The sequence below is a fragment of the Legionella nigrisilvae genome, assembly GCF_977063395.2.
Genome location: NZ_CDRUGZ020000027.1, coordinates 21,986 through 47,383 on the forward strand (window position 1 = coordinate 21,986; position 25,398 = coordinate 47,383).

Here is a 25,398-nt window from a genome sequence, read left to right on the forward strand (position 1 = left end):
GAGACATCATGATAATTCAAACAGTAAATCCCGCAACTGAACAAACACTACAAAGCTATAACTGCTTAAGTGAGCAGGAAGTTACCGAAAAACTTAACAAAGCACATGAGGCGTATCTGGAGTGGAAAAAAACATCGTTTTCTAAAAGAAAAGCTTTAATGCTGCGGCTCGCGCAATTGTTAAAATCTAAAACAGAAGAGTTGGCACATTTAATGTCAGTTGAAATGGGTAAACCAATAACCGCTGGAATCGCTGAAATTAATAAGTGCGCTTGGTTATGTGAGCATTATGCTGAACATGCTGAAGAATACCTTGCTGAGAAAGTGGTCCAAACGGATATGAAAAAATCAAAAGTATGTCATTTACCACTTGGGGTGGTTTTTGCCATTATGCCTTGGAACTTCCCATTTTGGCAGGTGTTTCGCTTTGCTGTACCAACACTTATGGCTGGTAATGTTGCAGTATTGAAGCATGCTCCTATCTCGTCAGGAACTGGGAATAAAATAGAGGAGCTCTTTCTGGAAGCTGGATTTCCTGAATATGTTTTTCAACATTTAATTGTCGATAATGATGGAGCCGCTAAAATTATAGAACATCCTGCAGTTATTGCTGTTACGCTAACAGGAAGTGGGCGTGCGGGAAGTGCGGTTGCAAGTCACGCAGGAAAATTTTTAAAAAAAGCCGTGTTAGAGCTTGGTGGAAGCGATCCTTATATTGTTCTTGAAGATGCTGATCTAGATCTGGCTGCCCGTTGTATTGTTAATTCAAGACTTAGCAATTCAGGTCAAGTTTGTATTGCTGCTAAGCGGATCATTGTTTTAAAATCTGTCGAAGAAGAGTTGGTACAGAAAATAATTGAGCACATTTCAACATTTAAAATGGGGGATCCACTCAATTCTGAAACCAAGCTTGGGCCATTAGCGCGTTCAGACTTGCGCGAAAACTTGCATATTCAAGTAGAAAAATCAGTAAAACAAGGTGCTAAATTATTGCTAGGTGGTATAATTCCGGAAGGAAAAGGTTTTTATTATCCACCAACTTTGTTGACTAATGTGACACCTGGCATGCCAGCTTTTGATGAGGAGTTATTTGGACCTGTTATTGCTATTATAACAGTCAATAATGAAAAAGAAGCCATTGAATACGCCAATCAAAGCCAATATGGTTTAGGTGCTGCAGTGTTTACTCGCAATTTAGAAAGGGGAGAGCACATAGCTACTTATGAAATAGAAGCTGGCGCTTGTTTCGTTAATGCTTTTGTGGCTTCTGATCCTAGATTACCATTTGGTGGAATAAAAGAATCAGGCTTTGGCCGTGAGTTATCAAGAGAAGGTATATTAGAGTTTGTTAACACAAAAACCATAGCCATTAGTGATTCATAACATTAAGTTTGCAGCCATTACTTAAAAGTGTTGGCTACAGTATGATTTTTTGGCCACTCTCATTGAGCCGATTGATTTATTGGCTCCGTGTGAGTGGCTGGTTATTTTTATTTAAACAATAATTCTCGCTGTAGGGCTGAGGCAAAATCGACGAGGTAAAACAACAATGTCTTATAAATTTGAAGAGGGTAAAGATGTATTAATTGAAGCCATTGTAGATAAAATTAGAAACTCTATGGTAGGTGATCAAACCGAGTTTTGCGCCGAATTTGCTAAGCAGTTGTATGGTACTGTAGCAATGGAAGACCTGAGTTCATGGACAATTGATGATCTTTATGGCGCTGTAGTAAATTTTTGGTCTTTAATTAGTGAACGTGCCCCACATGAAACGAAAATTAGAATCTATAATCCTGATTATGAACGTCATGGATGGCAAACTACCCATACTGTAATTGAAGTTATTTGTGATGACATGCCATTTTTAGTTGACTCTATTCGTTTGGTAATTCATAGAATGGGATTGTCCTCTCATTTAACCATTCATATGGGTGGTATTCGGGTTAAAAGAGATAAAAAGAATCGAGTTTGTGAAATCTTACCTCGTACTCAAATATTAGACGAGAAAGGCATAATCCATGAAGCGCCAATATTTCTCGAAATAGATCGCCAAACTGACCCCAAGATGCTTGAAGAGTTGCACAAGGGATGCGAACGCGCTCTTGAAGACAACCGAGTTGTTTTTGAAGATTGGGAAAAAATGCGTGCTGCAGTTCGAGAAGCAATTTCCGAGATCGATAAAGTATCTTCTGTACTCGATTTAGATGAGGTGGAAGAAACAAAAGCATTTTTACACTGGATAGAAGATCATCATTTTACTTTTTTAGGAATGAGAGATTACGAGTTAGCACAAAAAGGTAAAGAAACCATTTTACAAGCAGTACCTAATACAGGATTAGGCCTTTTGCGTGAAAATGTTTCTAAATCGATGACACGTAGTATTTCCGCAATGACACCTGAAGCACGCGAATTTACCTTATCCCCACGCATATTAGTTACTTCGAAAACAAATACGTTAGCCAGTGTTCACCGTGATGCTTATACTGATTATATAGGAATAAAACGATTTAACGCCCAAGGAAATGTGATTGGAGAAAGAAGAATTATTGGTCTTTATACTTCTGCTGCCTATCATACTAACCCCAAACAAATTCCATTCTTGAGACGTAAGGTTGCGCTCATTATGGAAAATTCCAAATTAAACCCACGCAGTCATGCGGGTAAAATATTATTGAATATTCTAGAAACGTTACCCCGGGATGATTTGATTCAGGGAACAGAAGAAGAACTTCTAGAAATTGCAATGGGTATCTTTTACATGCAAGACAGAAAACGTATTCGATTATTCGCGCGAGTGGACGTTTATCGTCGTTTTGTTTCTTGTCTGGTCTATGTTCCTAAAGATAGGATTAATACCGAATTAAGAATGGCAATGAAAAAAATTCTTGATGAAAGTTTTAATTCTGTTGAGACTACCTATTCAACTCAATTTACCGAGTCTGTTTTAGCACGGGTACATTTTATTATTAAAATTAATCCGGATATACCCCTTGAATATGATTTAAAAGATATTGAAAGAAAATTAATTGAAGCAGGGCGTTCATGGACTGACGATTTACAAACCCATTTATATGAGGCATATGGAGAGGAACAAGCAAATAGCCTTTTTGGGCGTTATAAAACCGCATTTCCTCTTGCTTATACGGATACGTTTCCTGCTAGAACCGCAGTTTATGATATTAAACATATTGAATTACTTACACCTGAACAACCCTTGGGCATTAATTTTTACAAACCATTGGATGAGACAGAAAATAGTTTTAGATTAAAAGTGTATCAACATGATACTACGATCCCTTTATCTGATGTTTTACCCATATTAGAAAAACTAGGTTTACGCGCAATAAGTGAGCGTCCTTACCCATTGAAGTTTGAGGATGGAAAAGTAGCTTGGATTAATGATTTTGCCATGCAATATAATAAACCGATTGAGTTTGATCTGGATGAGATAAAGGAATTGTTCCAGAATGCTTTTGCCAAAGTGTGGTTTGGTCAAGCGGATAATGACGGTTTTAATCAGTTAGTTTTAGCGGCAGGGCTAAATTGGCGCGAAGTAGCAGTACTACGTACCTATGCCAAATATTTCAAACAAATTGGTATTACTTTTAGTCAAGACTATATGGAAATGGCATTAAATAATAATGTCGCCATCGCTAAAAAGTTAGTAAAATTATTTGAAATTCGTTGCAATCCTGCCGATGATCCAAATAGAGAAGACCGTTTTGCTGATTTGTCCATTGAAATATTAAATGATCTGGATACGGTATCGAATCTTGATGAAGATAAAATAATCAGACAGTATATTCATGCGATTAGTGCTACATTACGTACTAATTTTTATCAATTAAATCAAGATGGACACCATAAACCTTATATTTCGCTAAAACTAAACAGTAAGATCATTCCTGGTGTTCCAAAACCACATCCTATGTTTGAAATCTTTGTTTATTCTCCACGTTTTGAAGGGGTACATTTGCGAGGGGGCAAAGTTGCTCGCGGAGGCTTACGTTGGTCTGATCGAAGAGAAGATTTTCGTACGGAAATACTTGGCTTGATGAAAGCGCAGCAAGTGAAAAACTCAGTAATTGTGCCTAGTGGTGCCAAAGGTGGGTTCGTTCCTAAGTTTTTACCTGTAAACGGCACTCGTGAAGAAATAATGGCCGAAGGAATCGGTTGCTATCAATTATTTATTCGTGGTCTTCTCGATATTACAGATAATTACGTTGAAGGAAAGGTAGTTAAACCTGCGAATGTCGTCTGCTATGATGAAGATGATCCTTACCTGGTGGTTGCTGCAGATAAAGGTACAGCAACTTTCTCTGACCTAGCTAATGCTATTTCTTTAGAGTACGGCTTTTGGTTGGGTGATGCTTTTGCATCAGGTGGCTCAATAGGTTACGACCATAAGAAAATGGGAATTACGGCTAAAGGTGCATGGGAGTCAGTGAAACGGCATTTCTATGAATTGAATATAGATATTGAAAATAACGATTTTACTGTGGTTGGTATTGGCGATATGGCTGGAGATGTTTTTGGTAACGGTATGTTGTTATCCAAACATATTAAGTTAGTAGGTGCATTCAATCATATTCACATTTTTGTTGATCCGGATCCTGACGCAGAGGCCAGTTTCAAAGAGCGTGAACGCCTATTCCATTTACCACGTTCAAATTGGACAGACTATGATAAAAAGCTTATTTCCAAGGGAGGCGGGGTATTCAATCGTAATGCCAAATCCATACCTGTTAGTAAGGAAATGCAAGCTGTTTTCGGAATTAAACAAACTGAAATTGAACCAAATGAGTTAATTAAAGCAATTTTAAGAGCCAAGGTTGATTTACTTTGGAGTGCTGGAATTGGTACTTATGTTAAAGCGAGTACGGAGTCAAATTCAAATGTTGGGGATCGAACCAACGATACAACCCGGATTAATGCCAAACAATTACGTTGTAAAGTTGTGGGTGAGGGCGGCAACTTAGGATTAACCCAATTGGCACGCGTTGAATACTCACTCAATGGGGGTATGGTTTATACCGACTTCATTGATAATTCTGGTGGTGTTAATTGTTCTGACAAAGAAGTTAATATTAAGATTTTGCTCAATAGTATTGTTGCAGTCGGTGATTTAACTCCAAAACAACGTAATGAGTTGTTAATGGAAATGACTGATGAAGTAAGTAAACTAGTACTTCGTGACAACTTTTTGCAAACCCGTGCCATTAGTTTATCTGCTTCACAACCTCTTCAGGCATTGGATCTCCAAAGTCGTTACATCAGTGAACTGGAACGAACCGGAAAAATCGATCGTAATCTGGAATACTTGCCCGACGATAAGATTATTATGGAACGCAAATTGATGGGCAAAGGGCTGATGCGTCCATGTATTGCCGTATTAATGTGTTACAGTAAAATGATTCTTAAGGAACAAATTCTGGCCTCCGGTGTTCCTGAAGAAGCATATATGACGCAATTTTTAATTAGTTCCTTTCCCAAGCCTTTACAAGAGCGATTTAGCAAACAAATGCAATCGCATCCCTTAAGAAGAGAGATTATAGCTACTAAGTTAAGCAATATTATCGTAAATGAGATGGGCTTTACTTACATGTACAGATTACAAGATGAAACGGGTGCTCCTGTTTCAGCAATCGTAAGAGCTTATGTCATTACTCGCTCTGTGCTTAATCTTGAATCTGTTTGGAAACAAATAGAGGAGTTGGGTACGCAGATCAGTGCTCAAAAACAAATAGAAATGATGATGCTTTATGCTAGATTGGCCCGTCGCATTACACGTTGGTTCTTGCGTAGTCAGCGTAGGTCTTTGGATATTTCTGAAGTTGTAAAACTCTATGCACATGGGATTGTCGAATTGAAGAGGTCCATACCAGCAATCTTAAGTGAAGAGCGAAGAGTCAAATACAATGAAGATTATCAAGCGCTTATTGAGGAAGGTATTCCACCAACTCTCGCGCATGATTTAACCGTCACTCGCGGTTTATTTGCTGCAACAGACATCATAGATATCGCTGATAAGAGAGATATGAAAGTAGCCCAGGTTGCTGAAATTTATTTGGGAGTCGGTGAATTCTTGGATCTTGCTTGGATAAGAAAGCAAATTATTATGCATCCAAGTGAAAATCACTGGGAGTCATTGTCTCGAGAAGCATTAAGAGATGATTTGGATTGGCAACAACGTCAACTCACTGCGGGACTGATTAACTATGATGGTGGTAACCCAGATCTGCAGGCTCGTCTTGCTTCATGGGGAGAGTCGCATCGGACACTAATTCAACGTTGGCGCTTTATTTTAGCGGATCTGAAAGCAAGCTCAGTTCTAAACTATACGATGTTCTTCGTTGCAATTAGAGAGCTACTCGATCTGACTCAAAGTACTTTTCAATCCTACGAGTTAGCTGAGCAGGAGGCCTAGCTTAAGAGCTGGCAGTAGCCAGCTCGGGCAACATTATTAGATTTTATTGATTGCCAGCAGCAGCCTGGGTTTCCTGAAACGAGCTCAGATTGATCTGGCGTATCATGGGTTTAATAACAGCATATCTTCAGAGTTCATTTATAAATTAATGGGTTGGATAATTTGATAGAGACCTCGGTCAACTCTATAGGTTGATTATGCCCATCAAGAAATACAATTTGACCGGATTCTTTCAATATACTGACTGCAATTATATAATGCCCAGACCCCAGTATAGAAAAATCAACCAACTCCCCCATTTCTGTTCCCTGAGGTTGTTCCAAGAGTTTTTGACCAGCATAGAGACTATGATGCGTTTTAATTTCATGGACGCTCATTTGATGTTTTAAGGTCGCTTTATAATGCATACGCGCAATAATTTCTTGGCCTTTATAACAGCCTTTATTGAAATTAATGTACGGGGTTTTTTGTAAATCGAGCCTATGTGGTAAAAACAAACCTCGAGATTCGGGATAAATCTCTACTTGCTGCTGAGATAGCCTTAAAGTATGCCAGGTTAATGAGCCAAGATACTGGTCTTTTTTTAAAAAACGATCTTGAATCTCCAATGCATTCTCATTAAGTACTAAAAAAATATAAAATCCATTTCCTAGGTGATAAAAGCATGAGTGTGCAGTGTAAGATTGTGCATAAAGTGCGTTAGGAAAAAATTTTGTATCAGGGATAATATCTTCTTGATTTTGTAAATAAAATCCAAAAATCTTAAATTGGGTGTTTGATTTAAGATTAACACGAGATAAAAGAGCATATTTATTCAATGAATGAAGCGTCGCTTCTTGTAAATCTTTAGGAAGTATTAACTTAATGCCGTGCCAGTTAATAATATCCATTAAGGCGAGAATTCGCCCTTTAAGATTACACTGGGCGCTTTGAATCATTTGTATATCGGATACGGAGCCTATATCGCTGGTTAATTGGCCTTGAAGAAAATCAATGGCTTTACTCCCTTCAACATCAATGGCACATAAATAAGATAAATCAAATAAATAATTTTTTTCAGGTGATAGCTCTAACTCATCTTCTAAGGGTTTAAAGGTGTTTAAGATTCTATTATTAATTAAATGGGTAAAAGTCGTGCTCATCGTTCTAACCTAAATAAAAACAGTTATTGTTCAAGTAACTGTTGGAGTAAATTTTGTAGAGTTTATCTGATTTTTAAACTCCCCATAATATGGTTTTAAAGAGAAACTTAAGGATTTCCGTTTATATAGACAGTAGTGTATCATTTGTCCGTTATAAGATCACAAAGAGATTAACCATGTTGGATGTGAAGGAAAAAGCAAAACTCGCATGGCACTGCCGCCGAGGAATGCTGGAGTTAGACCTTATTTTACAACGGTTTCTTGAGCAACAAGTGGATCATTTATCGATACAAGAACTTGCTGCTTTTAGTTCATTATTAAGTTGTACCGATCCTGAGTTATTTGCTTGGTTGATGGGGCATAACGATCCACAAGATAAAGAGTTAAACGAAATTGTCACCCTTATCCGAAATAACAATTGAACCAGGAAAGTCAAAGATTTATTTACGGTTAGTTTTAGTAATTTATTTCATTACAGTTCTTTTAATTTTCTTTTCATCCCTATATGTATTGATTAAACTGATTTTGGTTGGTTTTATTTTAATTCTGATAAACATTGATTTGCTAAATCAAAATCCGTGTTCATCTATTAAAAAAATTCAATTTATTGGAAATAAGTGGATTTTGGAAATGCGTCAGGGTAATAAACAATCATATACTCAAGCCGTAGTCCTAATCCATAATCCATTTTTTCAGCTTATTGAATTTGTAAATTCAAGAGACAAACAACGGATCGTTCTATTTCTTGATCAAATTACAAATCATCAATTACGTTTCCTACATCTCAAAATAAGTCAAAATAGTATATAATTGTACATATGGTATAAATAAAGGCCAATCATTTAAATAATGGAATTATGAGGAAGTGATGAGTAAAGAAACTTCTTATAGTGATGAGGACTTGATTAATTTGGCGAGACAGGGAGACATGGAAGCTTATAATCTGTTGTTATCGCGGTATAACAATAAAATACAACAAATTATTCAGTTACATATTCAAGATCGAGCAAATGTTAGTGATCTGGCACAAGAAGTATTAATTAAAGTTTATCGCTACTTACATTATTTTAAAGAAAAAAGCCAGTTTTCTACGTGGCTGTACCGAATTACTCAAAATACAATTAAAAATCACTATAGAACTACCAATCTACGCTTGGATCTTGAAGCAGAATATGCTGATAGTTGTTATCCAGGGGTAGAGCTCTCTCCCGAATATTTGTTAATGAATATTGAGTTCGGGGAGCGATTGGAATTGATTCTTTCTACTTTATCCGAAGAGCTACGGCTTTGTTATGGGATGTATATCCTTGATGGCAAATCTTATGAAGACATTGCGAAGAGAATGGATTGTCCTATCGGAACCGTACGATCTCGTATTTTTAGAGCTCGAAAATTGATCATGGAATCAATGGATCAATTTGTTTTATAAACATTTTTTTCGTTCCACAAATATGATATAACCCACTTTTTGAATCGTTTCATAATCAGTTATTTTCTAAATACTATAAAGAGTAACTTCATGCCTAATCCTCTGGAAACACGTTTGGCGAACTGTCGAGATAAACTTTTACGGTTTTATGTAGAGGATGAACATGAAGCAAGGATTCTTCAACAATTAAAAGAGGTTGATGCGTATTATAAAGCTTCATTCGATAAAGCAACTATGCGTTCTAAAGCAATTGTAGAAAGTTATGAGTTATTTGTTGATCATCTCTCTAAAGTAAAAAACGGTGAACTTTCTTCAGAACAAGCATTCCACAAAATTCAAGAGATCACATTTAATAGAAAGCTAGGTATTGCCTTTTATAATATTGCCAAGGCATTGGAAATGACTTTTTGGGCTATTTCCACCCCCGTTTTTTTACTGGGAGCCACTTCGGTCAATGTATCCAACCCTATCTGTGGATTATGTTTAACCATCATTTTAACTGGGCTAATCATAAAATCAATAAATAATTTTTTTGAATGTGCTAACGATTTCAAATCATATACTCGATTACTTGAAGAGGATGAACGGGAGCGAAGTTTGGTATCATTTTTTAAACCCGCTGTTTCTTCCTTACAGGAAACAAACCTAATCAGTTCAAATATGCAATTAACTCTAAATTTAGATCTAAAATTTGGCTAGTTTTTCGAGGAAGCGGATCTCAGCTTTAATTGTATTTTCAATTAGTTGCATCATCTTTAATAGTCGTTTTAATTATGATATAAAGCGTTCTGATTATTTACTAATCAAGCCGATTTTATTTTTCTTCATTAACTTAAGGGATGAATTATGACTGGTTCATTGGGAAAACGTTTAAATGATTGCGATAAACAAATTGATGACCTATTTAATGGAGTAACACTCAATGAAGAAATTGAAAGACAATTAAAAGCAATTAAGAGTTATTATCACAAATTATATCTTGACGCGATTGATGAAGAAACTGAAAAAGAACATATTGAAATGTATGAGCTTCTGGCCGCTGGTCTTGAAGGAATAAAAAATGGAAAGTTGAAGCCTGATTCCGTGTTAAAAGAACTGGATGAAATAACTTCCTTAAGAAAGTCAAACATTGTTTTAGAAAATATTCTCACCTCATTAGAATTACTTTGTTGGGCTTTGCTAGCAGGTTCATTTTTTTCTTATTGTGTTCTTATGGCGCCGCCATTGGTAGCAGTTAATCCTTTTTTTGCTTTAGCGGTAATATCCATTTCTTGCATGGCTGCAATCTATTGTGCAGTTAACTTTTTTAATTGTATTGATGATTTTAAATCATACAGTCCTGTTGAAGACGAATTAAAACGAGAAAAAAATATAATTTCATTTTTTAAGTCCCCACAAACTTCTGAGTTGCCTCCCAAAGTATCTGAATCGAATGATCTTCAAAACAGAGAAACCTTATATCATGTATTTAATTAACTAAAGCCGCCCGGATAAAGGTAGTGTTATCCGGGACTCGGATACGATATGATTCGACAAGGATAATCGAATTTTAGATTTTATCTGCATATATTCAACAAATAAGCTGCTATTCAAAAAACATATGATAAAATGCTACATTCTATTAAATTCTTAAAAGAACTTTATGCTGGAAAGTGACCGCTTAATCAGTACTCAAAGTACTGCCTCGGAAGAGGCCATTGATCGTGCCATTAGACCTTTAAGTCTTCGTGAGTATATCGGGCAAGATGCTGTAAGTTCGCAGATGCAAATTTTTATTGATGCAGCTAGAAAGCGAAAGGATGCTTTGGATCATGTGTTAATCTTTGGTCCTCCTGGTCTTGGTAAAACCACTTTAGCCAATATCATTGCCCACGAAATGGGTGTGAATTTACGTCAAACATCGGGGCCTGTGATTGAACGAGCCGGTGACATTGCGGCAATACTGACTAACCTGCAAGCAAATGATGTGCTCTTCATTGATGAAATTCATAGGCTTAGTCCTGTAATAGAAGAAATACTCTATCCAGCAATGGAAGACTATAAACTAGATATCATGATTGGTGAGGGGCCTGCCGCACGTTCTATAAAACTGGAATTACCACCTTTTACCTTGATCGGAGCAACGACGCGAGCAGGATTACTTACTTCTCCTCTCCGAGATCGATTTGGTATTGTACAGCGTCTGGAATATTATTCTGTTGATTCTTTAACACAAATTGTTACCCGGTCAGCACAATTACTAAATGTAAAAACTAAACCCGAAGGAGCGAGAGAAATTGCATTACGCTCACGAGGCACACCACGGATTGCAAATCGATTATTACGACGTGTCAGGGATTATGCGGAAGTTAAAGGTGGCGGTATTATTAACATTGATATTGCACAAAAAGCTCTAAAAATGTTGGATGTAGACAAACATGGTTTCGATCTCATGGATAGAAAATTACTGTTATCCGTAATTGAACAATTTAATGGAGGTCCTGTAGGTGTGGATAGTATTGCAGCTGCAATCGGTGAGGAAAAAGGCACAATTGAAGACGTTTTGGAGCCATTTTTAATACAACAAGGATTCCTTATGCGCACACCAAGAGGTAGAATAGCCACAACAAGAGCTTACCAGCATTTTGGTTTAAACATAGTGGAACAGGATTGATCAAATGGATGCTACAATTGTGCATCAACATTCCTTTCGAGTTTACGCTGAAGACGTAGATTATATGGGAATTGTTTATCATGCGAACTATCTTTGTTATTTTGAGCGGGCCCGAACAGAAATGTTAAGGCAAAGTAATTTAATTCTCTCTGATTTAATGAAGAAGGATATTCTTTTTGCGATATATGATGCACATATTCGTTATAAAGCACCCGCTCGTTTAGATGATTTGCTAACAGTTAAAACTCAAGTTCAACAATTAGGAGCTTGTAGTTTTTTATTTGATCAGAGTATGCAAAATCAGCAGGGTAAAATTGTTTGTGAAGCTAAAATTCAAGTGGTATGTGTCGATAGCAATTTGAAGCCAAAGCGATTTCCAAAATGAATAAAGAATGGTTTTCGTTATCGGCTTGTAAATAAAAATATAATCGATGATGATTCATAGAAATAAGATCTTGGTACTGGAGATAATATAAATGGGTAATCAAGCAAACGTATTAATGTACTTTATGCAAGCAGGTCTAGTTGTTAAATCAGTCATGATGTTACTCGCTGCTGCTTCCATTACTTCATGGACATTAATATTTCAACGCGCCTGGTTTTTCAATCGCAAAAAACAGCTCACTGATTCCTTTAATCAGAGATTTTGGGATAGCGGTGATTTAAGCAGACTTTATGCCGATATCGATAGTAATTCAGAAGAGCGAGATGGCATGGCTGCTATTTTTCATGCGGGCTTTAAAGAATTTGTACGTGCTAGAAAACTAGGTAATGTAATTATTGAACCCATTCAGCGGGTCATGCAAATAACTCATGCTAAGGAAGCTGAAAAGCTGGAAAAACATTTACCATTTTTTGCTTCCGTGGGTTCTATAGCCCCTTATGTAGGATTATTTGGTACTGTTTGGGGTATAATGACCTCCTTTCAGGCATTGGGTCATGCTCAACAAGCCACCATTGCTATGGTCGCTCCAGGTATTTCTGAAGCATTAGTAGCAACAGCTTTAGGTTTGTTCACAGCAATACCGGCAGTTATTGCATATAACCGATATACTACTCGTGCTAATGATTTATTAAATCGATTTGACTTATTTCAGGAAGAATTAATATCGCTTATAGAACAACAAAACAGTGATACTGTAAGAGGGTAAAATTTGAAATGATCAGACCAAAAACCAAACGTGAGCGTCCCATATCAGAAATTAATGTCGTACCCTATATCGATGTTATGTTGGTTTTACTTGTTATTTTTATGATCACAGCACCAATGCTGAGTCAGGGAGTAACTGTAGACTTACCTAAAGCAGCAAGCCAGACCCTATCACCCACAGATAGAGAACCTATTATTGTTTCAGTAAATCAACAAGGGGCGTATTTTCTTAATATCAGCAGCACACCCGCGGAGCCTATAGAGTCTCAAGCTTTAGTGGTTCGTGTTGCTGCAGAGTTGGAATTAGCAAAGCAGTCAGGCCAGAAGCTTAATGTTTTAGTTAAAGGAGACCAGGGCGTCGCATACGGTAAGGTGGTTCAAGCAATGGCTTTACTGAAGCAAGCAGGGGCAGAACAGGTAGGTTTGTTAACTGATTCCGAGCAAGAAAAATCAGAGGGCCTAGCATGATAAGCAATCCAAGTTATCGTAAACCTTTTTTTGCTGCAATTGGCTTGCATCTTTTTTTAGTGGTGATGCTTTTGACCGATAGTTCAAGCCAACGACCTGTTTTAACGGCGGAAACCAAGAATACGCCAGGAGTAGAGCAACCAATTGCTGTTACACCACAACCCGAAATAGTGAAAGCAGTGAGTGTCGATAACAAACAAGTTATGGAGACAGTAAATCGCTTGAAACAGGAACGGGAGCAACAAAAAAAGGCCGAAATTAATCGACAAAATGAACTCAAACGTCAGGCTGAAGTTGCAAAACAGCAAAGGATAAAAGAGCAACAACAACTTGCTCGACTTAAAGAAGAAGCGAATAGGATAGCTATTGCACGTAAAAAACAAGCAGAAGAAGAAAAAAAGCGTTTAAAGAAACTCGAAGAGCAAAAAGCATTGGAAGCAAAGCGCATTGAAGATTTAAAAAAGCAAAAGGAAGAGTTGGTAAAGCAACAGAAATTTGAAGCTAAGAAGCTTGCTGATTTGAATAAGAAAAAAATGGCAGAAAAAGAGCAAGCTGAAAAATTAAAAGAAGAACAAGCTCAAAAAGAAAAAGCAGATCTTGCAAAAGCAGAAATGGAAAGGAAAAAACAAGCTGAAGCCGCAGCTGCAGCGAAACAAGCACAAGCAGCAAAAAATGCCGAGGCACAGGCACGTATTGCTGGGGAAGTTGATAAATATAAAGCACTTATTGTAAATGCCATTGGTAGAAACTGGATATTGCCTGAAAATGTTGACAGCAGTTTATCGAGTCAATTCAGGATACGGCTTGCTCCCGATGGAATGGTATTGGAAGTTACTTTAACCCGTAGTAGCGGTGATCCATTGCTTGATCGTTCAGCACAAACGGCTATTTATAAAGCATCACCACTACCTGTGCCCGCAGATGCAGAAACATTTAACCTGTTTCGCGATATAAGTTTAACCGTTCGACCAGAACAAGTGAGGGGGTAAAACTCGTGATTAACCGACTTATTACACTTTTTTTAATACTTTTTACGCAGCAAATTTTTGCTCTTGATTTAGAGTTAACCCAAGGGATTAATTCAGCTTTACCTATAGCAATCAATTCTTTTGGTTCAAATAATACGGCTCAAGAAATCGGACAAGTTATTGAAAATGATTTAAATTTATCAGGACAATTTCGAATTGTTTCCGGGCCCCAAGGTGCAAACGCACAATCATCTGTAAGCACGTTGAAACAACTCGGAGCTGACAGTGTTGTTACGGGCCGGGTTAATCAAGTAGGAAACCATTATGAAGTAAGCTTCACTTTAACTGATGCCGTGGCTAATGGAGCTACTCTATTAACAAAAACGTATCAGATTGGCGCGAATCAAATTAGACCCTTAGCACATCATATCAGCGATGAAGTATATCAAAAGTTAACAGGAGAGAGGGGTATTTTCTCTACTCGTATCGCTTATATTTCGGTCCAAAGAACACTGAAAAGTACTCGTTATTCACTCGAAGTTGCAGATGCGGATGGATATAATCCACAGAGCTTATTGATTTCATCCGAACCTATTATGTCCCCCGCATGGGCTCCGGATGGTAAAACTATTTCTTATGTTTCGTTTGAGAAAAAAAGAGCACAGATATTTACGGTTTCAGTTGAGACAGGTCAACGACGTTTGATTACCAGTTTCCCGGGTATTAACGGGGCACCCGCGTGGTCTCCTGATGGAAGGGAATTGGCTGTTGTATTGTCTAAAAGCGGAACACCAAAAGTGTATAGTATAGATATCAATACCGGAAATATGAAGCAATTGACCTTTGGCGATGCTATTGATACTGAGCCACGTTATGCTCCCGATGGTAAAAGCTTATTGTTTACTTCAGGTCGAGGGGGGTCGCCACAAATATATCGTTTATCTTTAGCTAATGGCCAAGTAAGTCGAGTAACCTTTGAAGGCAACTATAATGCTCGAGCTTCTTATACCCCAGATATGAAAAATATTGTGATGTTGCATCGTGACGACAAGCAATTTAACATAGGATTACAAAGTGCAAGCGGTGGACCAATTGCCAGCCTAACTTTTTCTGGCCGTGATGAGTCCCCATCTGTTGCACCTAATGGTCGTTTAATTCTTTATGCGACCCATAATCAAGATAAAGGTGTATTGGGTATCGTTTCCCTGGACGGTAGAATAAGAATGAGACTCCCCGCACGTGAAGGAGATGTACAAGAGCCTGCGTGGTCTCCCTATTTGGGCTAATTATGTCACGGATTATTTATGTACTTGTTTTGTGTTTTGGGGCTTTAAATAGCTATGCTTGGAATGCGGCAGGCCACAAGGTAGTGGCGCAAATTGCCTACGATAATTTATCACCGAAAGCGAAAGACATGTGCTATAAATATCTTCGTTCGCGCACTCATAATACACCCAATTCAAGTTTTGTTAGCGCTTCAACCTGGATGGATGAAATTAGATGGAGGGAAGTATATTGGTATGATGTAATGCATTATATCGATATCCCTTATTCAAGTGATGGAACTCGGTTACCTCCCGTTGAAAGTACCAATGCAATTAAGGCAATTAAACAAGCATCCTTTGTACTTACCTCTAAAAAAACAAATCCATCCGATAAAAAACTAGCATTACGGATGTTAATTCATATAACAGGTGATATTCATCAACCACTGCACGCGATAACTCGAGTCAGTGAGCAACATCCTAAGGGCGATTTAGGCGGCAATTTATTTTTGTTAGGAAAAAATCCGGTAGGCAGTAATTTGCATCAGTACTGGGATAATGGAGCTGGATTTTTTCTTGGGCAATTTAATGAAACCCAAATAAAAAATACAGCACAGTACCTGGAACAAAAAATGCCCTGCTCGATGATTGGTACAGAACTAAAACCTGCTAAATGGGCAAAGATGTCACATAAGTTGGCCATAAAAAATGTTTATCAGACGAATTATAATGAAACTCCTAGCGATAAATATCAGGAAAATGCCCAATTATTAGTGCAGAAACAGGTTACATATGCAGGATGTAGACTTGCAGCACTACTTAATAAAATTGCTCAAGGATAATTCCAACTGAGTGCACGGTGCCCCTATAATAACGAGTGGGAAGCGAATGACATAGGTGTTTATTTCCGTGGCAAAATAAGGTGGTTTTATCCGTAATGTACTGAATTTAAGATATAAATTATTCGTAAAACAAAATAACAATACTGTGCTATATTTTAGAGGCTTGTCAAAAATGGGATTTTATCCTTAACAAAAGGAATTATAAAATGAATAAATTATTCGCAAAAATTAGTATACTTGGCTTATTGATGAGTGTTTCTTTATACGGTTGGACAGGACCTTGTAAAGCCATTGCAATTTCCTGTATGCAAAATGGTTACTATAAGGGAGGAGAAAATGCAGGTAAAGAATTAGTTAAAGACTGTGTGTTACCTGTAGCTATGGGTCAAAAACAATTACCAAATACCAATTTTAGTCCAGAACAATTGCAACAATGTAAAGTGAAAATAGCTGAGAAAATTAAAAGTAAAATGCAAGAAAAAATGGAACAGTAATATTAATCCTCTCCCTTCAGGGAGAGGATTTTCAATTTTATTCCTTTTGTAACGATTCCATCACTGCACCTAGGAAACGTGTTGCTTCGCCTCCAGTAACTGCTCTATGGTCGAAACTTAAGGATAGTGGAAGTATATTATGTGACTCGATAAGACCTTTGTTTACAACAGCCCCTTGGTAGAGCCTACCTACGGCTAAAATGGCCACCATTGGTGGAACAATAATAGGACTTGCAAAACGACCAGCAAACTTTCCAAAATTAGAAAGAGTTATTGTTGCACCTTTTAATTTATCTGCAGTGATTTCTCGAGTACTTACCGATTTTTTAAAATCATTAATCATATTACGAAGCTCAGCATCGGAATGTTTTGCTGCATCATGAATCACAGGTACAAACAAACCCTCTTCATTATCCATAGCTAAGCCTAGATGTACCTGCTCAAAACATTGGCGGGCACTATGCTTAGTATCAAACCATGCGTTTAAAGCTGGTTCTTTGCTCGCTGCATAAGTCATTGCGCGAACTAGGCGAACTGTAATATCAGTACCAGGTTTCCAAGCACTAATATCGGCCTCATCAAAGATACTTACCGGAACCACTTCGGTGTGAGATTGAACCATACTATTCAGCATAGCGCGTCTGACCCCTCGGAGAGGTTCAAAACCTGCAGGAACTTGTGAATTCTTATCTGCTTGGGCTTGAACATCAGCGCGAGTAATGACACCAAATTCACCGGAGCCTTTAACTGAAGATAAATCAACACCAAGTTTTTTAGCAAGTATTTTAACAGCAGGAGTTGTCTTAATACGATTTCTTGTAGTGTGTTGGGTACCAATTGTAAAGTTATCTTCAAACACTTCGCTACTTTCTTCTAAATTACCGACAACTGTTCCTTTATCTGCAGTTTTGGAACTTGTCGATTCAAAAGCTACCAAAGGTTCACCTGTTTTAATTACATCTCCAGGTTTACCGTACAATTTGCTAATAGTTCCAGACTGAGGACAGGGGACGTCAACTACAGCTTTTGCAGTTTCCATAGAAACCAAAGGTTGATCTGCTACAACTTTATCACCTTCTTTGACAAACCATTCATGAATCTCAGCATCCGGTAAACCTTCACCCAAATCAGGTAGATTGAATATATTCATTATTACTCCATTATGCTCATAACGCTGTTTTTAATACGTGCAATACTGGGTATGTATTGTTTTTCCAATTGAAAATACGGCATTACTGTATCATATCCAGTGACCCGTTGAACTGGAGCCATTAAATCAGTCATTGAATTTTCCATAATCTGTGCTGAAATTTCGGCACCCACTCCACAAGTTTTTGCTCCCTCATGAACGATCACACAACGTCCCGTTTTTTCTACTGAGGCTAGAATCGTCTCGATATCTAGTGGTTTAATTGTTGCTACATCAATCACTTCGCATGAAATTCCTTCGTCGCTCAATTGTTTTGCTGCTTGTTGTGTTTCGTGAATACTAGCACCCCAACTTACTAAAGTGACATCTTCACCTTGTTGCAAAGTAAAACATTTTCCTAGAGGAAGAGCTTCACCATTATCTTCAACAGGTTGTTTGACCAAACGATAAATTCGTTTTGGCTCAAGAAAAATAACTGGATCTGGATTACGCAAAGCCGCTAAAAGCAAACCATATGCTCGGCGTGGAGAGGAAGGGATCACTACTTGTAAACCAGGTATGTGCGCAAATAATGCTTCGGTGCTCTCTGAATGATGTTCAGGAGCTCGGATGCCCCCACCAAAAGGAGCGCGAAAAACGAGTGGGCAGTGAAGACGTCCACGAGTTCGATTACGCATACGAGCAGCGTGAGAAATAATTTGGTTCATTGCTGGATAGATAAATCCCATAAATTGGAATTCAGCCACTGGTTTCAGACCCTGAATTGACATACCAATCGCTAATCCAGCAATCATTGATTCTGCTAGCGGAGTATCAAAAACTCTTTTTTCACCGAATCGTTCTTGTAATCCTACTGTGGCACGGAAAACCCCGCCATTTTTACCGACATCTTCTCCAAAAACCACAACATTTTCATCATGAGCTAACTCGTAAGCCAAAGCCTGAGTTACTGCCTCGATCAATGTAATATCAGGCATGAGTTGCTTCCTCCATAGCTATTGCACGTTGCTCCACTAAATAATCAGGTAGTTCAGCATAATGATAATCAAAAATGCTACTAATCGGTTGTGGCTCCATACTTAAATATTCATTAACGGCTTTTTCAACCTCTTTAGAACAATGGATTACTAGATTTTCTTCATCTTGTGCATTCCAGATCTTTTGTTCTGTAAGAAACTCTTTAAATCGTGAGATAGGTTCTTTGGGTTTTGCCTTCTCAACTTCCTGACAGGGCTGGTACCGAGTTGCATCATCAGCAGTGGTGTGATCCGATAACCGGTAAGATAAGGCTTCAATTAAAGTCGGTCCTTCACCACGGCGTGCTTTTTCAATCGCATCGCCAATAATCTGTCGTGTTGCTAAAATGTCATTTCCATCAATCTGTATGCCGGTAAAACCAGCTGCTATGGCTTTCTGAGCTATAGTTTGTGTACCCGTCTGTTGATCCCTAGGAACCGAGATTGCCCATTGGTTGTTATTCACTACAAAAACAACAGGTAATTTCCAAGTACCTGCAACATTCATCGCTTCGTAGAAATCACCTTCTGAGGTACCACCTTCGCCAAGGCATACCACGGCAACCCGTGGCTGGTTTCTGTATTGAAATGCGAATGCTACGCCTGCTGCATGTAAACACTGAGAGGCAATGGGCACACATATAGGTAAGTCTTCTGAGTTCGATGAAAACTGACTACCACGCTCATCGCCACCCCAGAAGGCTAAAATTTCAGACATTTTTACACCGCGTTGAAGTTGGGCAGCGTAATCTCGATAATAAGGTACAAATACATCTTCAGGACGCATTGCATGGCCAATAGCTGCTGAAATTGCTTCTTGTCCATTAATTGGAGCATAAGTTCCCATCTTACCTGTTCGTTGTAAAGCAATTGCTTTTTTATCAAATGTCCGCGTAAGGACCATGATTTTATAAAGTTCTTTGAGCGCAGAATGATCATCGGCAAAAGGGGGTAATTGACCAACCAATTTTCCATGTTCATTTAAAAACTGAGTATATGTAATATTAAATTGAGCAACTGTTGACATATGAGGCTCCTTGTCAATAAAGCGTTTGCATAGCATACTCACAAATTAATTCAAAAACCAGAGAATAAAGTAAGAAACTTATAGCCTAAGTGAAGCGAAGCGGAACCCTAGTCATCCCGATTGTAATGCAGGAATCTACATCGTTGCACTCGGGATGTCGTTAAGAAATCCTAGGCTTCATATTACTTTATTCAGGCTACATCAAAAGAACCTATTATAATATTTACCTTAGAGGAATATTTTGAATCAATTTTCATTACATTCATTGGATTATCATGATTCACTGCATGAGTATTATCAAAAATTACATCATTTACCTGGTTTTGTTCTTCTTGAAAGTACCGATCGCTTTCATGGGCGTTATGATATTATCAGTGCTTATCCTTATGATTTTATTCAAATCGAACAAAACCCTCATGATTTACCAAATTTACTAAAGAAAATTACTCGAATCTTATCGCCGATACCGTCTGTAGCAAATCTTCCTTTCCAAGGTGGTGCTCTGGGCTATGTTTCTTATGATCTTGGCGCAAAGTTATTAGGGATAGATTCTAGTAGGCAACCTACATTAGACAACATGCCCTTATTGAATTTTGGGTTATATGATTGGGCAATCATTGTCGACCACCATCAAAAAAGCATAACATTATTCGCAGCAAATACACTTCAAACAACTCCTAGGATAGTTGAGGAGATCTTAGAACTTTGGAATGCGGCTACCAAACACCCTTGTGATGCACAGATTAAAAGTGATTTTACTCCTTTGATGAGCAAAAAAGATTACGTCGATGCGTTCTCCTCTATTTATCAATTTTTAAAAGAGGGGAGATGTTATCAGGTCAATCTTACTCAACCCTTTCATGCTGCCTATGAGGGAAATAATTGGGCTTTTTATAAAAAAATCTGTAAGAAAAACCCCGTACCTTTTGCTGCATTTTTGAGAACTGCTGATGCTGATATTTTAAGTTTTTCCCCGGAGCGGTTTCTTTTTTATGACGCAGGTAAATTAGTTACATCGCCTATTAAAGGAACTATCGCACGCTCCGAAAATGAAGTTGAAGATGGGTGGTTAAAAAATAAATTAACATCTTGTGAAAAAAATCGCGCCGAGAATGTAATGATAGTTGATCTATTGAGAAATGATCTCGGTAAAATTGCACAACCTGGATCGGTACACGTTACTTCTTTATGCGAAGTACAAAGCTATAATTCAGTTCATCATTTAGTGAGTACAATCGAAGCTCGATGTTTGTCGTCTATTTTGCCATTTGAAGCATTTTTGACTTGTTTTCCGGGTGGTTCCATTACCGGGGCACCCAAAATTGAATCCATGCGAATTATTGATGAACAGGAGTCTTTTTCCCGAGGAATTTATTGCGGGTCTATAGGCTATTTTTCACGGCATGGGCGATTTGACACGAATATCGCTATTCGGACATTGACGGCTAAAGATAATATTTTGCATTTAGCTGCGGGTGGTGGAATAGTTATTGACTCAAACTGTGAAGATGAATATCGTGAATGCTATATTAAAATAGCAGCGGTTATTAATGGACTTAAATGATTTTGAAGGGAAAAAACTAGTGCACTCGGCAGTAGTTGTCTTATATGAACAATTATCCGATTCATTAATTTTGACGCAACGTAGTGATCAATTGCGCACCCACCCAGGAGAAATTTGTTTTCCAGGTGGTACATGGGAAGAAGGAGATGAGAATTATTACGTTACTGCGCTTAGAGAATTGTATGAAGAGTTAGGTATTACCCAAGACCGCATAACCCTAATCAAGGAGTTAAATATCCAAAAAACTCTATTAGGAAGTATTATTCATCCTTGGTTTGCGAGCATCGAATCGGTTCAACCCTACCAATTAAATGTTCATGAAGTTGTTCGTTTAATATCGATACCCATGACATTAGTACAAGATGTTAAAAATTATAGAGACTTTAGGATTGAACGTGGCGGTCGTCGTTATGTTACTTGTGAATTTACTGCGAACAAAGACTGGGTGTGGGGTGCAACAGCTCTCATAATGAGACAATTAGTAAAATAGAAGTACTAGCTTGAGAAAATACTATAACACTGAACCCCGTGGACAAGCCGCGGGGAGGGCAATATCGTCATAAGACGAAGCTTCGTTCAGTTCTTTATATAGCAACAGCTGGTTTTTTCTCGGGATGACTGGGAGAGGAAGCATTCTTTTCTTTTAGTGCTCGACGAAGAATTTTTCCTACATTTGTTTTGGGGAGTTCATCGTAGAATTCGACTATCTTGGGAACTTTGTAAGCAGTTAGATGTTCTCGGCAATAAGCAATAACTTGTTCTTCGGTTAACTCAGGATCTTTTTTTACCACACATGCTTTAACTCGTTCGCCAGATTCTATATCAGAAACACCAACTACACCTACTTCTAACACACCAGGATGCATTGCTATTACTTGCTCCACCTCATTAGGATAAACATTGAACCCTGATACGAGTAACATATCTTTTTTTCGATCAACTAAATAGATGAATCCTTCTTCATCCATTTTACCAATGTCGCCTGTTTTTAAATAGCCATTTTTAGTAAACACTAGAGCAGTCTCATCAGGTCGCTTCCAGTATCCTGGGGTTACTTGCGGTCCTTTAATGCATATTTCTCCACTGGTCCCTATTGGTACTTCATGCTCTTGATCATCAAGAATGATGACATCAGTAGAAGGAATGGGTACGCCAATACTTCCGCTATATTCGGTCAGATTCATTGGATTCATGATGGCAGCAGGACTGGTTTCAGTTAATCCATAAGCTTCCAATACCGGTGTTTTGGTGACTTCACGCCATTTTAGGGCCACACTTTTTTGTAAAGCCATACCTCCTGCAAGTGAGATTTTTAGTTTACTAAAATCAACCTCCTTAAATTTAGGATGGTTTAATAAGCCATTAAATAGGGTATTTACGCCTGTAATTGCTGTAAAACCCACTTTTTTGATTTCTTTAATAAAATGTCCCATATCACGAGGGTTCGTAATTAGTACATTTTTTGCACCTTGTTTTAAAAAGGTCAAACAATTAGCGGTGAGAGAAAAGACATGATAGAGAGGTATCGCTGTAACAATAATATCATTGCCATCTGCACCTATGACCGGCTTAATCCATGCATCGGCTTGCAAGACATTAGAGATCATATTCCCATGAGTTAAAATGGCACCTTTTGCAACCCCTGTCGTACCTCCCGTATATTGCAAAAATGCAATATCATCATGATTTAACTCTACATGGTGTAAAGGTGCTTGTTTTCCTTCAAGTAATGCATAGTTAAAGGCAACTGCATGAGGGATACTATAAGCCGGTACCATTTTTTTTATATATTTAATTATAGAGTTAACAATAAGTCGTTTTGGGGTAGGGAAAAGATCAGCTATTTCAGTTACAATCACATGTTTTAATGTAGGAATTGAATTTAATGCCTTTTCTACAGTTTTTGCAAAGTTGGCTAGTACAACGATCACTTCAGCTCCAGAGTCATTCATTTGATGAATAAGCTCGTCAGTGGTGTAAAGTGGATTTGTATTCACAACAACGTAACCTGCGCGTAGGATGCCAAACAGAGCAATTGGGTATTGAAGAACATTAGGAAGCATGATTGCTATTCGAGTTCCTTTATCCAGCTTAAGCTGTTGAAGATAGGCAGCAAAATCTCGACTTAACTCATCCAGTTCACCAAAAGTTATACTACTTCCCATATTGCTATATGAAGTTTTTTTAGCATAACGTGTGCAGGATTCTTTAAACAAATCTACTAGGGAAGAATATTGACTTGAGTCAATTTCATGGGGAACTCCTTTCTGATATTGTTCAAACCACCGTTTATCCACCTTAATATCCTTCTGTTATTGGTTTTCACATGTTAGTATAAACAAAAATATTCATTATGGATATCATACTCATGAGTGAAAATACAACACAAACTCAAGCATTTAAATTAAAAGGTCGCCTTTATACATTTACTGTATTACAAGTACTCAATACGAATCCTGAGGCTTTTTCGCATCAGCTTGAGGATACTATCGCCAAAGCTCCTAAATTATTTGAGCATACACCTGTTGTGTTTGATTTATCCTCAGTACAACAATTAGAATTTGATTTACAGGCTTTACTGGAGCTTGCTCGTTCCCATGGCATGATCCCTGTTGCCATTCAAGGAGGGAGTATATTACATAACACCCTAGCCCAATGCCATGGATTAGCTGTATTACATGCTTCTTCAACCCAAGATAAACCTATTATTGAGCGACCCATTGAAAATAATCATCATGAATTAACAAAATCAAAATTAATTACTACTCCTGTTCGTTCTGGGCAGCAAGTTGTCGCAAAAGGAGCTGATCTTGTAGTGACTTCTTCAGTAAGTCATGGGGCTGAATTATTAGCTGATGGATGTATTCATGTATATGGAGCTCTAAGAGGAAGAGCTTTAGCTGGAATTTCAGGTGATAAAGAGGCCCGGATTTTCTGTCACTCCCTGGAAGCAGAATTAGTATCGATTGCTGGTTTTTATCGTTTAAGTGATGCAATCGAACCTTACAGTGGACCTTGTCAGATTTATTTATTGGATGAGCATATACATATAGAGCCCTTATGATAGAAGCTGTTTTTATTTCGGATCTTCATTTACATCCTGAAAATCTGGCCATTCAGGAGCGTTTTAATCAATTTCTCGAATGGGCTTGTGATTCAGTCAAAAATATTTATATCCTAGGTGATTTTTTTCATGCATGGGCAGGGGATGATACTGCCGATGATTGGAGCAGAGCGATTGCTAGTCAGTTATATGCCCTAAAAAAACAAGAAATTAATGTGTTCTATATGCATGGCAATCGTGACTTTCTATTAGGAAAAAACTTTGCCAAAATGGCGGGGTGGACAATTTTACCTGAGCCTACCGTGATCCAATTAGGCCAAGACAAAGTACTTTTGGTGCACGGTGATCGATATTGTACTAAAGATAAGGCTCACCAGCGTTTTCGTTTTATAACACGAAACAAAATCTTTTCTACCTTATTTTTAAGTTTCCCATTGAATTATCGGAAGAAATTAGTAAATCAAGTACGCTATCATAGTGAAATGAATCAGAACAAATCTTTAGAGGAAATGGATGTAGTGGCTGAAGTAGTGGTTGCTCATATGTCTTACTATCAAGTGAAACAATTAATACATGGTCATACTCATAAACCAGGCATCTCATCTTATCAAAAAAATTCGCAAAAACTAGTACGTTACGTGTTGAGTGATTGGGATGACAAACCCCAATTATTGTGTTATGATCATACAAAAGGGCTCTATTTTGCCCATTTGTGATTTTCCTGGAGTATCAGTTATGGC

General features: G+C 37.9%; 24 protein-coding genes. 19 read left to right on the forward strand and 5 right to left on the reverse strand.

Annotation, left to right across the window (positions count from 1 at the left end):
• The first annotated feature begins 8 nt into the window (after positions 1 to 8).
• Both ACWTE2_RS17405 and ACWTE2_RS17410 read left to right on the forward strand, forming a co-directional pair.
• Entirely contained in the window at positions 9 to 1,382 is a 1,374-nt protein-coding gene (locus ACWTE2_RS17405; RefSeq protein ID WP_454783647.1) for an NAD-dependent succinate-semialdehyde dehydrogenase, read from the forward strand.
• Between the two features lie 166 nt (positions 1,383 to 1,548).
• A complete protein-coding gene (locus ACWTE2_RS17410; protein WP_454783648.1) occupies positions 1,549 to 6,426 on the forward strand; it encodes an NAD-glutamate dehydrogenase in 4,878 nt (1,625 codons plus the stop codon).
• Between the two features lie 134 nt (positions 6,427 to 6,560).
• On the opposite strand, the gene ygfZ is transcribed toward ACWTE2_RS17410, so the two are convergent.
• Positions 6,561 to 7,568 (reverse strand): CAF17-like 4Fe-4S cluster assembly/insertion protein YgfZ, encoded by a 1,008-nt coding sequence (gene ygfZ / locus ACWTE2_RS17415; RefSeq protein WP_454783649.1) that lies wholly within the window; start codon positions 7,566 to 7,568, stop codon positions 6,561 to 6,563.
• A 176-nt stretch (positions 7,569 to 7,744) separates the two neighbouring features.
• Here ygfZ and ACWTE2_RS17420 point away from each other — a divergent pair, with 176 nt between their 5' ends.
• From ACWTE2_RS17420 to ACWTE2_RS17480, 13 genes are all read left to right on the forward strand, one after another.
• Positions 7,745 to 7,990 carry an FAD assembly factor SdhE gene (locus tag ACWTE2_RS17420; protein WP_454783650.1) on the forward strand — a complete coding sequence of 82 codons (246 nt, stop codon included), beginning with the start codon at positions 7,745 to 7,747 and terminating at the stop codon, positions 7,988 to 7,990.
• A gap of 208 nt (positions 7,991 to 8,198) precedes the next feature.
• The gene (locus tag ACWTE2_RS17425) at positions 8,199 to 8,378 is read left to right on the forward strand and encodes a hypothetical protein (protein ID WP_454783651.1); all 180 of its coding nucleotides are present in this window, start codon (positions 8,199 to 8,201) and stop codon (positions 8,376 to 8,378) included.
• Between the two features lie 58 nt (positions 8,379 to 8,436).
• Positions 8,437 to 8,997: a sigma-70 family RNA polymerase sigma factor gene (locus tag ACWTE2_RS17430; protein WP_454783652.1), complete on the forward strand. Its 561-nt coding sequence runs from the start codon at positions 8,437 to 8,439 to the stop codon at positions 8,995 to 8,997.
• Positions 8,998 to 9,087: 90 nt separating this feature from the next.
• Entirely contained in the window at positions 9,088 to 9,696 is a 609-nt protein-coding gene (locus tag ACWTE2_RS17435; protein WP_454783653.1) for a DUF5638 domain-containing protein, read from the forward strand.
• A gap of 147 nt (positions 9,697 to 9,843) precedes the next feature.
• Positions 9,844 to 10,473 (forward strand): DUF5638 domain-containing protein, encoded by a 630-nt coding sequence (locus tag ACWTE2_RS17440; protein WP_454783654.1) that lies wholly within the window; start codon positions 9,844 to 9,846, stop codon positions 10,471 to 10,473.
• Positions 10,474 to 10,639: 166 nt separating this feature from the next.
• Positions 10,640 to 11,650, forward strand: a complete 1,011-nt coding sequence (ruvB, locus tag ACWTE2_RS17445; RefSeq protein ID WP_182393531.1) for a Holliday junction branch migration DNA helicase RuvB — start codon at positions 10,640 to 10,642, stop codon at positions 11,648 to 11,650.
• Between the two features lie 4 nt (positions 11,651 to 11,654).
• On the forward strand, positions 11,655 to 12,035 hold the full coding sequence (locus ACWTE2_RS17450) for a YbgC/FadM family acyl-CoA thioesterase (protein ID WP_454783655.1): 381 nt from the start codon (positions 11,655 to 11,657) through the stop codon (positions 12,033 to 12,035).
• A 91-nt stretch (positions 12,036 to 12,126) separates the two neighbouring features.
• Complete coding sequence (gene tolQ / locus ACWTE2_RS17455; RefSeq protein ID WP_182393533.1) at positions 12,127 to 12,801, forward strand: protein TolQ; 675 nt, start codon at positions 12,127 to 12,129, stop codon at positions 12,799 to 12,801.
• 8 nt (positions 12,802 to 12,809) lie between these two features.
• Positions 12,810 to 13,268, forward strand: a complete 459-nt coding sequence (gene tolR, locus ACWTE2_RS17460; RefSeq protein ID WP_182393534.1) for a protein TolR — start codon at positions 12,810 to 12,812, stop codon at positions 13,266 to 13,268.
• Positions 13,265 to 14,257 (forward strand): cell envelope integrity protein TolA, encoded by a 993-nt coding sequence (gene tolA, locus ACWTE2_RS17465; RefSeq protein ID WP_454783656.1) that lies wholly within the window; start codon positions 13,265 to 13,267, stop codon positions 14,255 to 14,257. The genes tolR and tolA overlap by 4 nt, the downstream gene beginning before the upstream one ends.
• Before the next feature lie 5 nt (positions 14,258 to 14,262).
• The gene (tolB, locus tag ACWTE2_RS17470) at positions 14,263 to 15,522 is read left to right on the forward strand and encodes a Tol-Pal system beta propeller repeat protein TolB (RefSeq protein WP_454783657.1); all 1,260 of its coding nucleotides are present in this window, start codon (positions 14,263 to 14,265) and stop codon (positions 15,520 to 15,522) included.
• Positions 15,523 to 15,524: 2 nt separating this feature from the next.
• The gene (locus tag ACWTE2_RS17475) at positions 15,525 to 16,343 is read left to right on the forward strand and encodes a S1/P1 nuclease (RefSeq protein WP_454783658.1); all 819 of its coding nucleotides are present in this window, start codon (positions 15,525 to 15,527) and stop codon (positions 16,341 to 16,343) included.
• A gap of 206 nt (positions 16,344 to 16,549) precedes the next feature.
• Entirely contained in the window at positions 16,550 to 16,837 is a 288-nt protein-coding gene (locus ACWTE2_RS17480) for a hypothetical protein (RefSeq protein ID WP_454783659.1), read from the forward strand.
• A gap of 37 nt (positions 16,838 to 16,874) precedes the next feature.
• Here ACWTE2_RS17480 and ACWTE2_RS17485 read toward each other — a convergent pair whose 3' ends face one another.
• Genes ACWTE2_RS17485 through pdhA form a run of 3 tightly spaced genes read right to left on the reverse strand, consistent with a single transcriptional unit; the run spans position 16,875 to position 20,030 of the window.
• Positions 16,875 to 17,987 (reverse strand): dihydrolipoamide acetyltransferase family protein, encoded by a 1,113-nt coding sequence (locus tag ACWTE2_RS17485; protein WP_454783660.1) that lies wholly within the window; start codon positions 17,985 to 17,987, stop codon positions 16,875 to 16,877.
• A 2-nt stretch (positions 17,988 to 17,989) separates the two neighbouring features.
• Complete coding sequence (locus tag ACWTE2_RS17490; protein WP_182393541.1) at positions 17,990 to 18,964, reverse strand: alpha-ketoacid dehydrogenase subunit beta; 975 nt, start codon at positions 18,962 to 18,964, stop codon at positions 17,990 to 17,992.
• A complete protein-coding gene (pdhA, locus tag ACWTE2_RS17495; RefSeq protein WP_454783661.1) occupies positions 18,957 to 20,030 on the reverse strand; it encodes a pyruvate dehydrogenase (acetyl-transferring) E1 component subunit alpha in 1,074 nt (357 codons plus the stop codon). Before pdhA ends, ACWTE2_RS17490 begins: the two co-directional genes overlap by 8 nt.
• Before the next feature lie 241 nt (positions 20,031 to 20,271).
• Between pdhA and pabB the strand changes: the two genes are divergently transcribed.
• Together pabB and ACWTE2_RS17505 are read left to right on the forward strand one after the other, a co-directional pair.
• The gene (gene pabB, locus ACWTE2_RS17500) at positions 20,272 to 21,594 is read left to right on the forward strand and encodes an aminodeoxychorismate synthase component I (RefSeq protein ID WP_454783662.1); all 1,323 of its coding nucleotides are present in this window, start codon (positions 20,272 to 20,274) and stop codon (positions 21,592 to 21,594) included.
• The gene (locus tag ACWTE2_RS17505) at positions 21,581 to 22,084 is read left to right on the forward strand and encodes an NUDIX hydrolase (protein WP_182393544.1); all 504 of its coding nucleotides are present in this window, start codon (positions 21,581 to 21,583) and stop codon (positions 22,082 to 22,084) included. The genes pabB and ACWTE2_RS17505 overlap by 14 nt, the downstream gene beginning before the upstream one ends.
• A 94-nt stretch (positions 22,085 to 22,178) precedes the next feature.
• On the opposite strand, the gene ACWTE2_RS17510 is transcribed toward ACWTE2_RS17505, so the two are convergent.
• Positions 22,179 to 23,891: an AMP-binding protein gene (locus ACWTE2_RS17510; RefSeq protein WP_182393545.1), complete on the reverse strand. Its 1,713-nt coding sequence runs from the start codon at positions 23,889 to 23,891 to the stop codon at positions 22,179 to 22,181.
• 71 nt (positions 23,892 to 23,962) lie between these two features.
• On the opposite strand from ACWTE2_RS17510, the gene minC reads away from it, so the two are divergent.
• Positions 23,963 to 24,658, forward strand: a complete 696-nt coding sequence (minC, locus tag ACWTE2_RS17515) for a septum site-determining protein MinC (RefSeq protein ID WP_182393546.1) — start codon at positions 23,963 to 23,965, stop codon at positions 24,656 to 24,658.
• Positions 24,655 to 25,374: a UDP-2,3-diacylglucosamine diphosphatase gene (locus tag ACWTE2_RS17520; protein ID WP_454783663.1), complete on the forward strand. Its 720-nt coding sequence runs from the start codon at positions 24,655 to 24,657 to the stop codon at positions 25,372 to 25,374. Before minC ends, ACWTE2_RS17520 begins: the two co-directional genes overlap by 4 nt.
• Positions 25,375 to 25,398: the final 24 nt, after the last annotated feature.

What these genes read in the sequence shown, in the direction of transcription:
- ACWTE2_RS17405 (WP_454783647.1), top strand. Translation starts at nt 9, where the DNA reads ATGATAATTCAAACAGTAAATCCCGCAACTGAACAAACACTACAAAGC.
- tolR (WP_182393534.1), top strand. Translation starts at nt 12,810, where the DNA reads ATGATCAGACCAAAAACCAAACGTGAGCGTCCCATATCAGAAATTAAT.
- pdhA (WP_454783661.1), bottom strand. Translation starts at nt 20,030, where the DNA reads ATGTCAACAGTTGCTCAATTTAATATTACATATACTCAGTTTTTAAAT.
- ACWTE2_RS17425 (WP_454783651.1), top strand. Translation starts at nt 8,199, where the DNA reads ATGCGTCAGGGTAATAAACAATCATATACTCAAGCCGTAGTCCTAATC.
- ACWTE2_RS17490 (WP_182393541.1), bottom strand. Translation starts at nt 18,964, where the DNA reads ATGCCTGATATTACATTGATCGAGGCAGTAACTCAGGCTTTGGCTTAC.
- ACWTE2_RS17410 (WP_454783648.1), top strand. Translation starts at nt 1,549, where the DNA reads ATGTCTTATAAATTTGAAGAGGGTAAAGATGTATTAATTGAAGCCATT.
- ACWTE2_RS17480 (WP_454783659.1), top strand. Translation starts at nt 16,550, where the DNA reads ATGAATAAATTATTCGCAAAAATTAGTATACTTGGCTTATTGATGAGT.
- ACWTE2_RS17430 (WP_454783652.1), top strand. Translation starts at nt 8,437, where the DNA reads ATGAGTAAAGAAACTTCTTATAGTGATGAGGACTTGATTAATTTGGCG.
- tolQ (WP_182393533.1), top strand. Translation starts at nt 12,127, where the DNA reads ATGGGTAATCAAGCAAACGTATTAATGTACTTTATGCAAGCAGGTCTA.
- ACWTE2_RS17520 (WP_454783663.1), top strand. Translation starts at nt 24,655, where the DNA reads ATGATAGAAGCTGTTTTTATTTCGGATCTTCATTTACATCCTGAAAAT.
- ruvB (WP_182393531.1), top strand. Translation starts at nt 10,640, where the DNA reads ATGCTGGAAAGTGACCGCTTAATCAGTACTCAAAGTACTGCCTCGGAA.
- minC (WP_182393546.1), top strand. Translation starts at nt 23,963, where the DNA reads ATGAGTGAAAATACAACACAAACTCAAGCATTTAAATTAAAAGGTCGC.
- ACWTE2_RS17420 (WP_454783650.1), top strand. Translation starts at nt 7,745, where the DNA reads ATGTTGGATGTGAAGGAAAAAGCAAAACTCGCATGGCACTGCCGCCGA.
- ACWTE2_RS17485 (WP_454783660.1), bottom strand. Translation starts at nt 17,987, where the DNA reads ATGAATATATTCAATCTACCTGATTTGGGTGAAGGTTTACCGGATGCT.
- ACWTE2_RS17435 (WP_454783653.1), top strand. Translation starts at nt 9,088, where the DNA reads ATGCCTAATCCTCTGGAAACACGTTTGGCGAACTGTCGAGATAAACTT.
- ygfZ (WP_454783649.1), bottom strand. Translation starts at nt 7,568, where the DNA reads ATGAGCACGACTTTTACCCATTTAATTAATAATAGAATCTTAAACACC.
- ACWTE2_RS17450 (WP_454783655.1), top strand. Translation starts at nt 11,655, where the DNA reads ATGGATGCTACAATTGTGCATCAACATTCCTTTCGAGTTTACGCTGAA.
- ACWTE2_RS17475 (WP_454783658.1), top strand. Translation starts at nt 15,525, where the DNA reads ATGTCACGGATTATTTATGTACTTGTTTTGTGTTTTGGGGCTTTAAAT.
- ACWTE2_RS17505 (WP_182393544.1), top strand. Translation starts at nt 21,581, where the DNA reads ATGGACTTAAATGATTTTGAAGGGAAAAAACTAGTGCACTCGGCAGTA.
- ACWTE2_RS17440 (WP_454783654.1), top strand. Translation starts at nt 9,844, where the DNA reads ATGACTGGTTCATTGGGAAAACGTTTAAATGATTGCGATAAACAAATT.
- tolA (WP_454783656.1), top strand. Translation starts at nt 13,265, where the DNA reads ATGATAAGCAATCCAAGTTATCGTAAACCTTTTTTTGCTGCAATTGGC.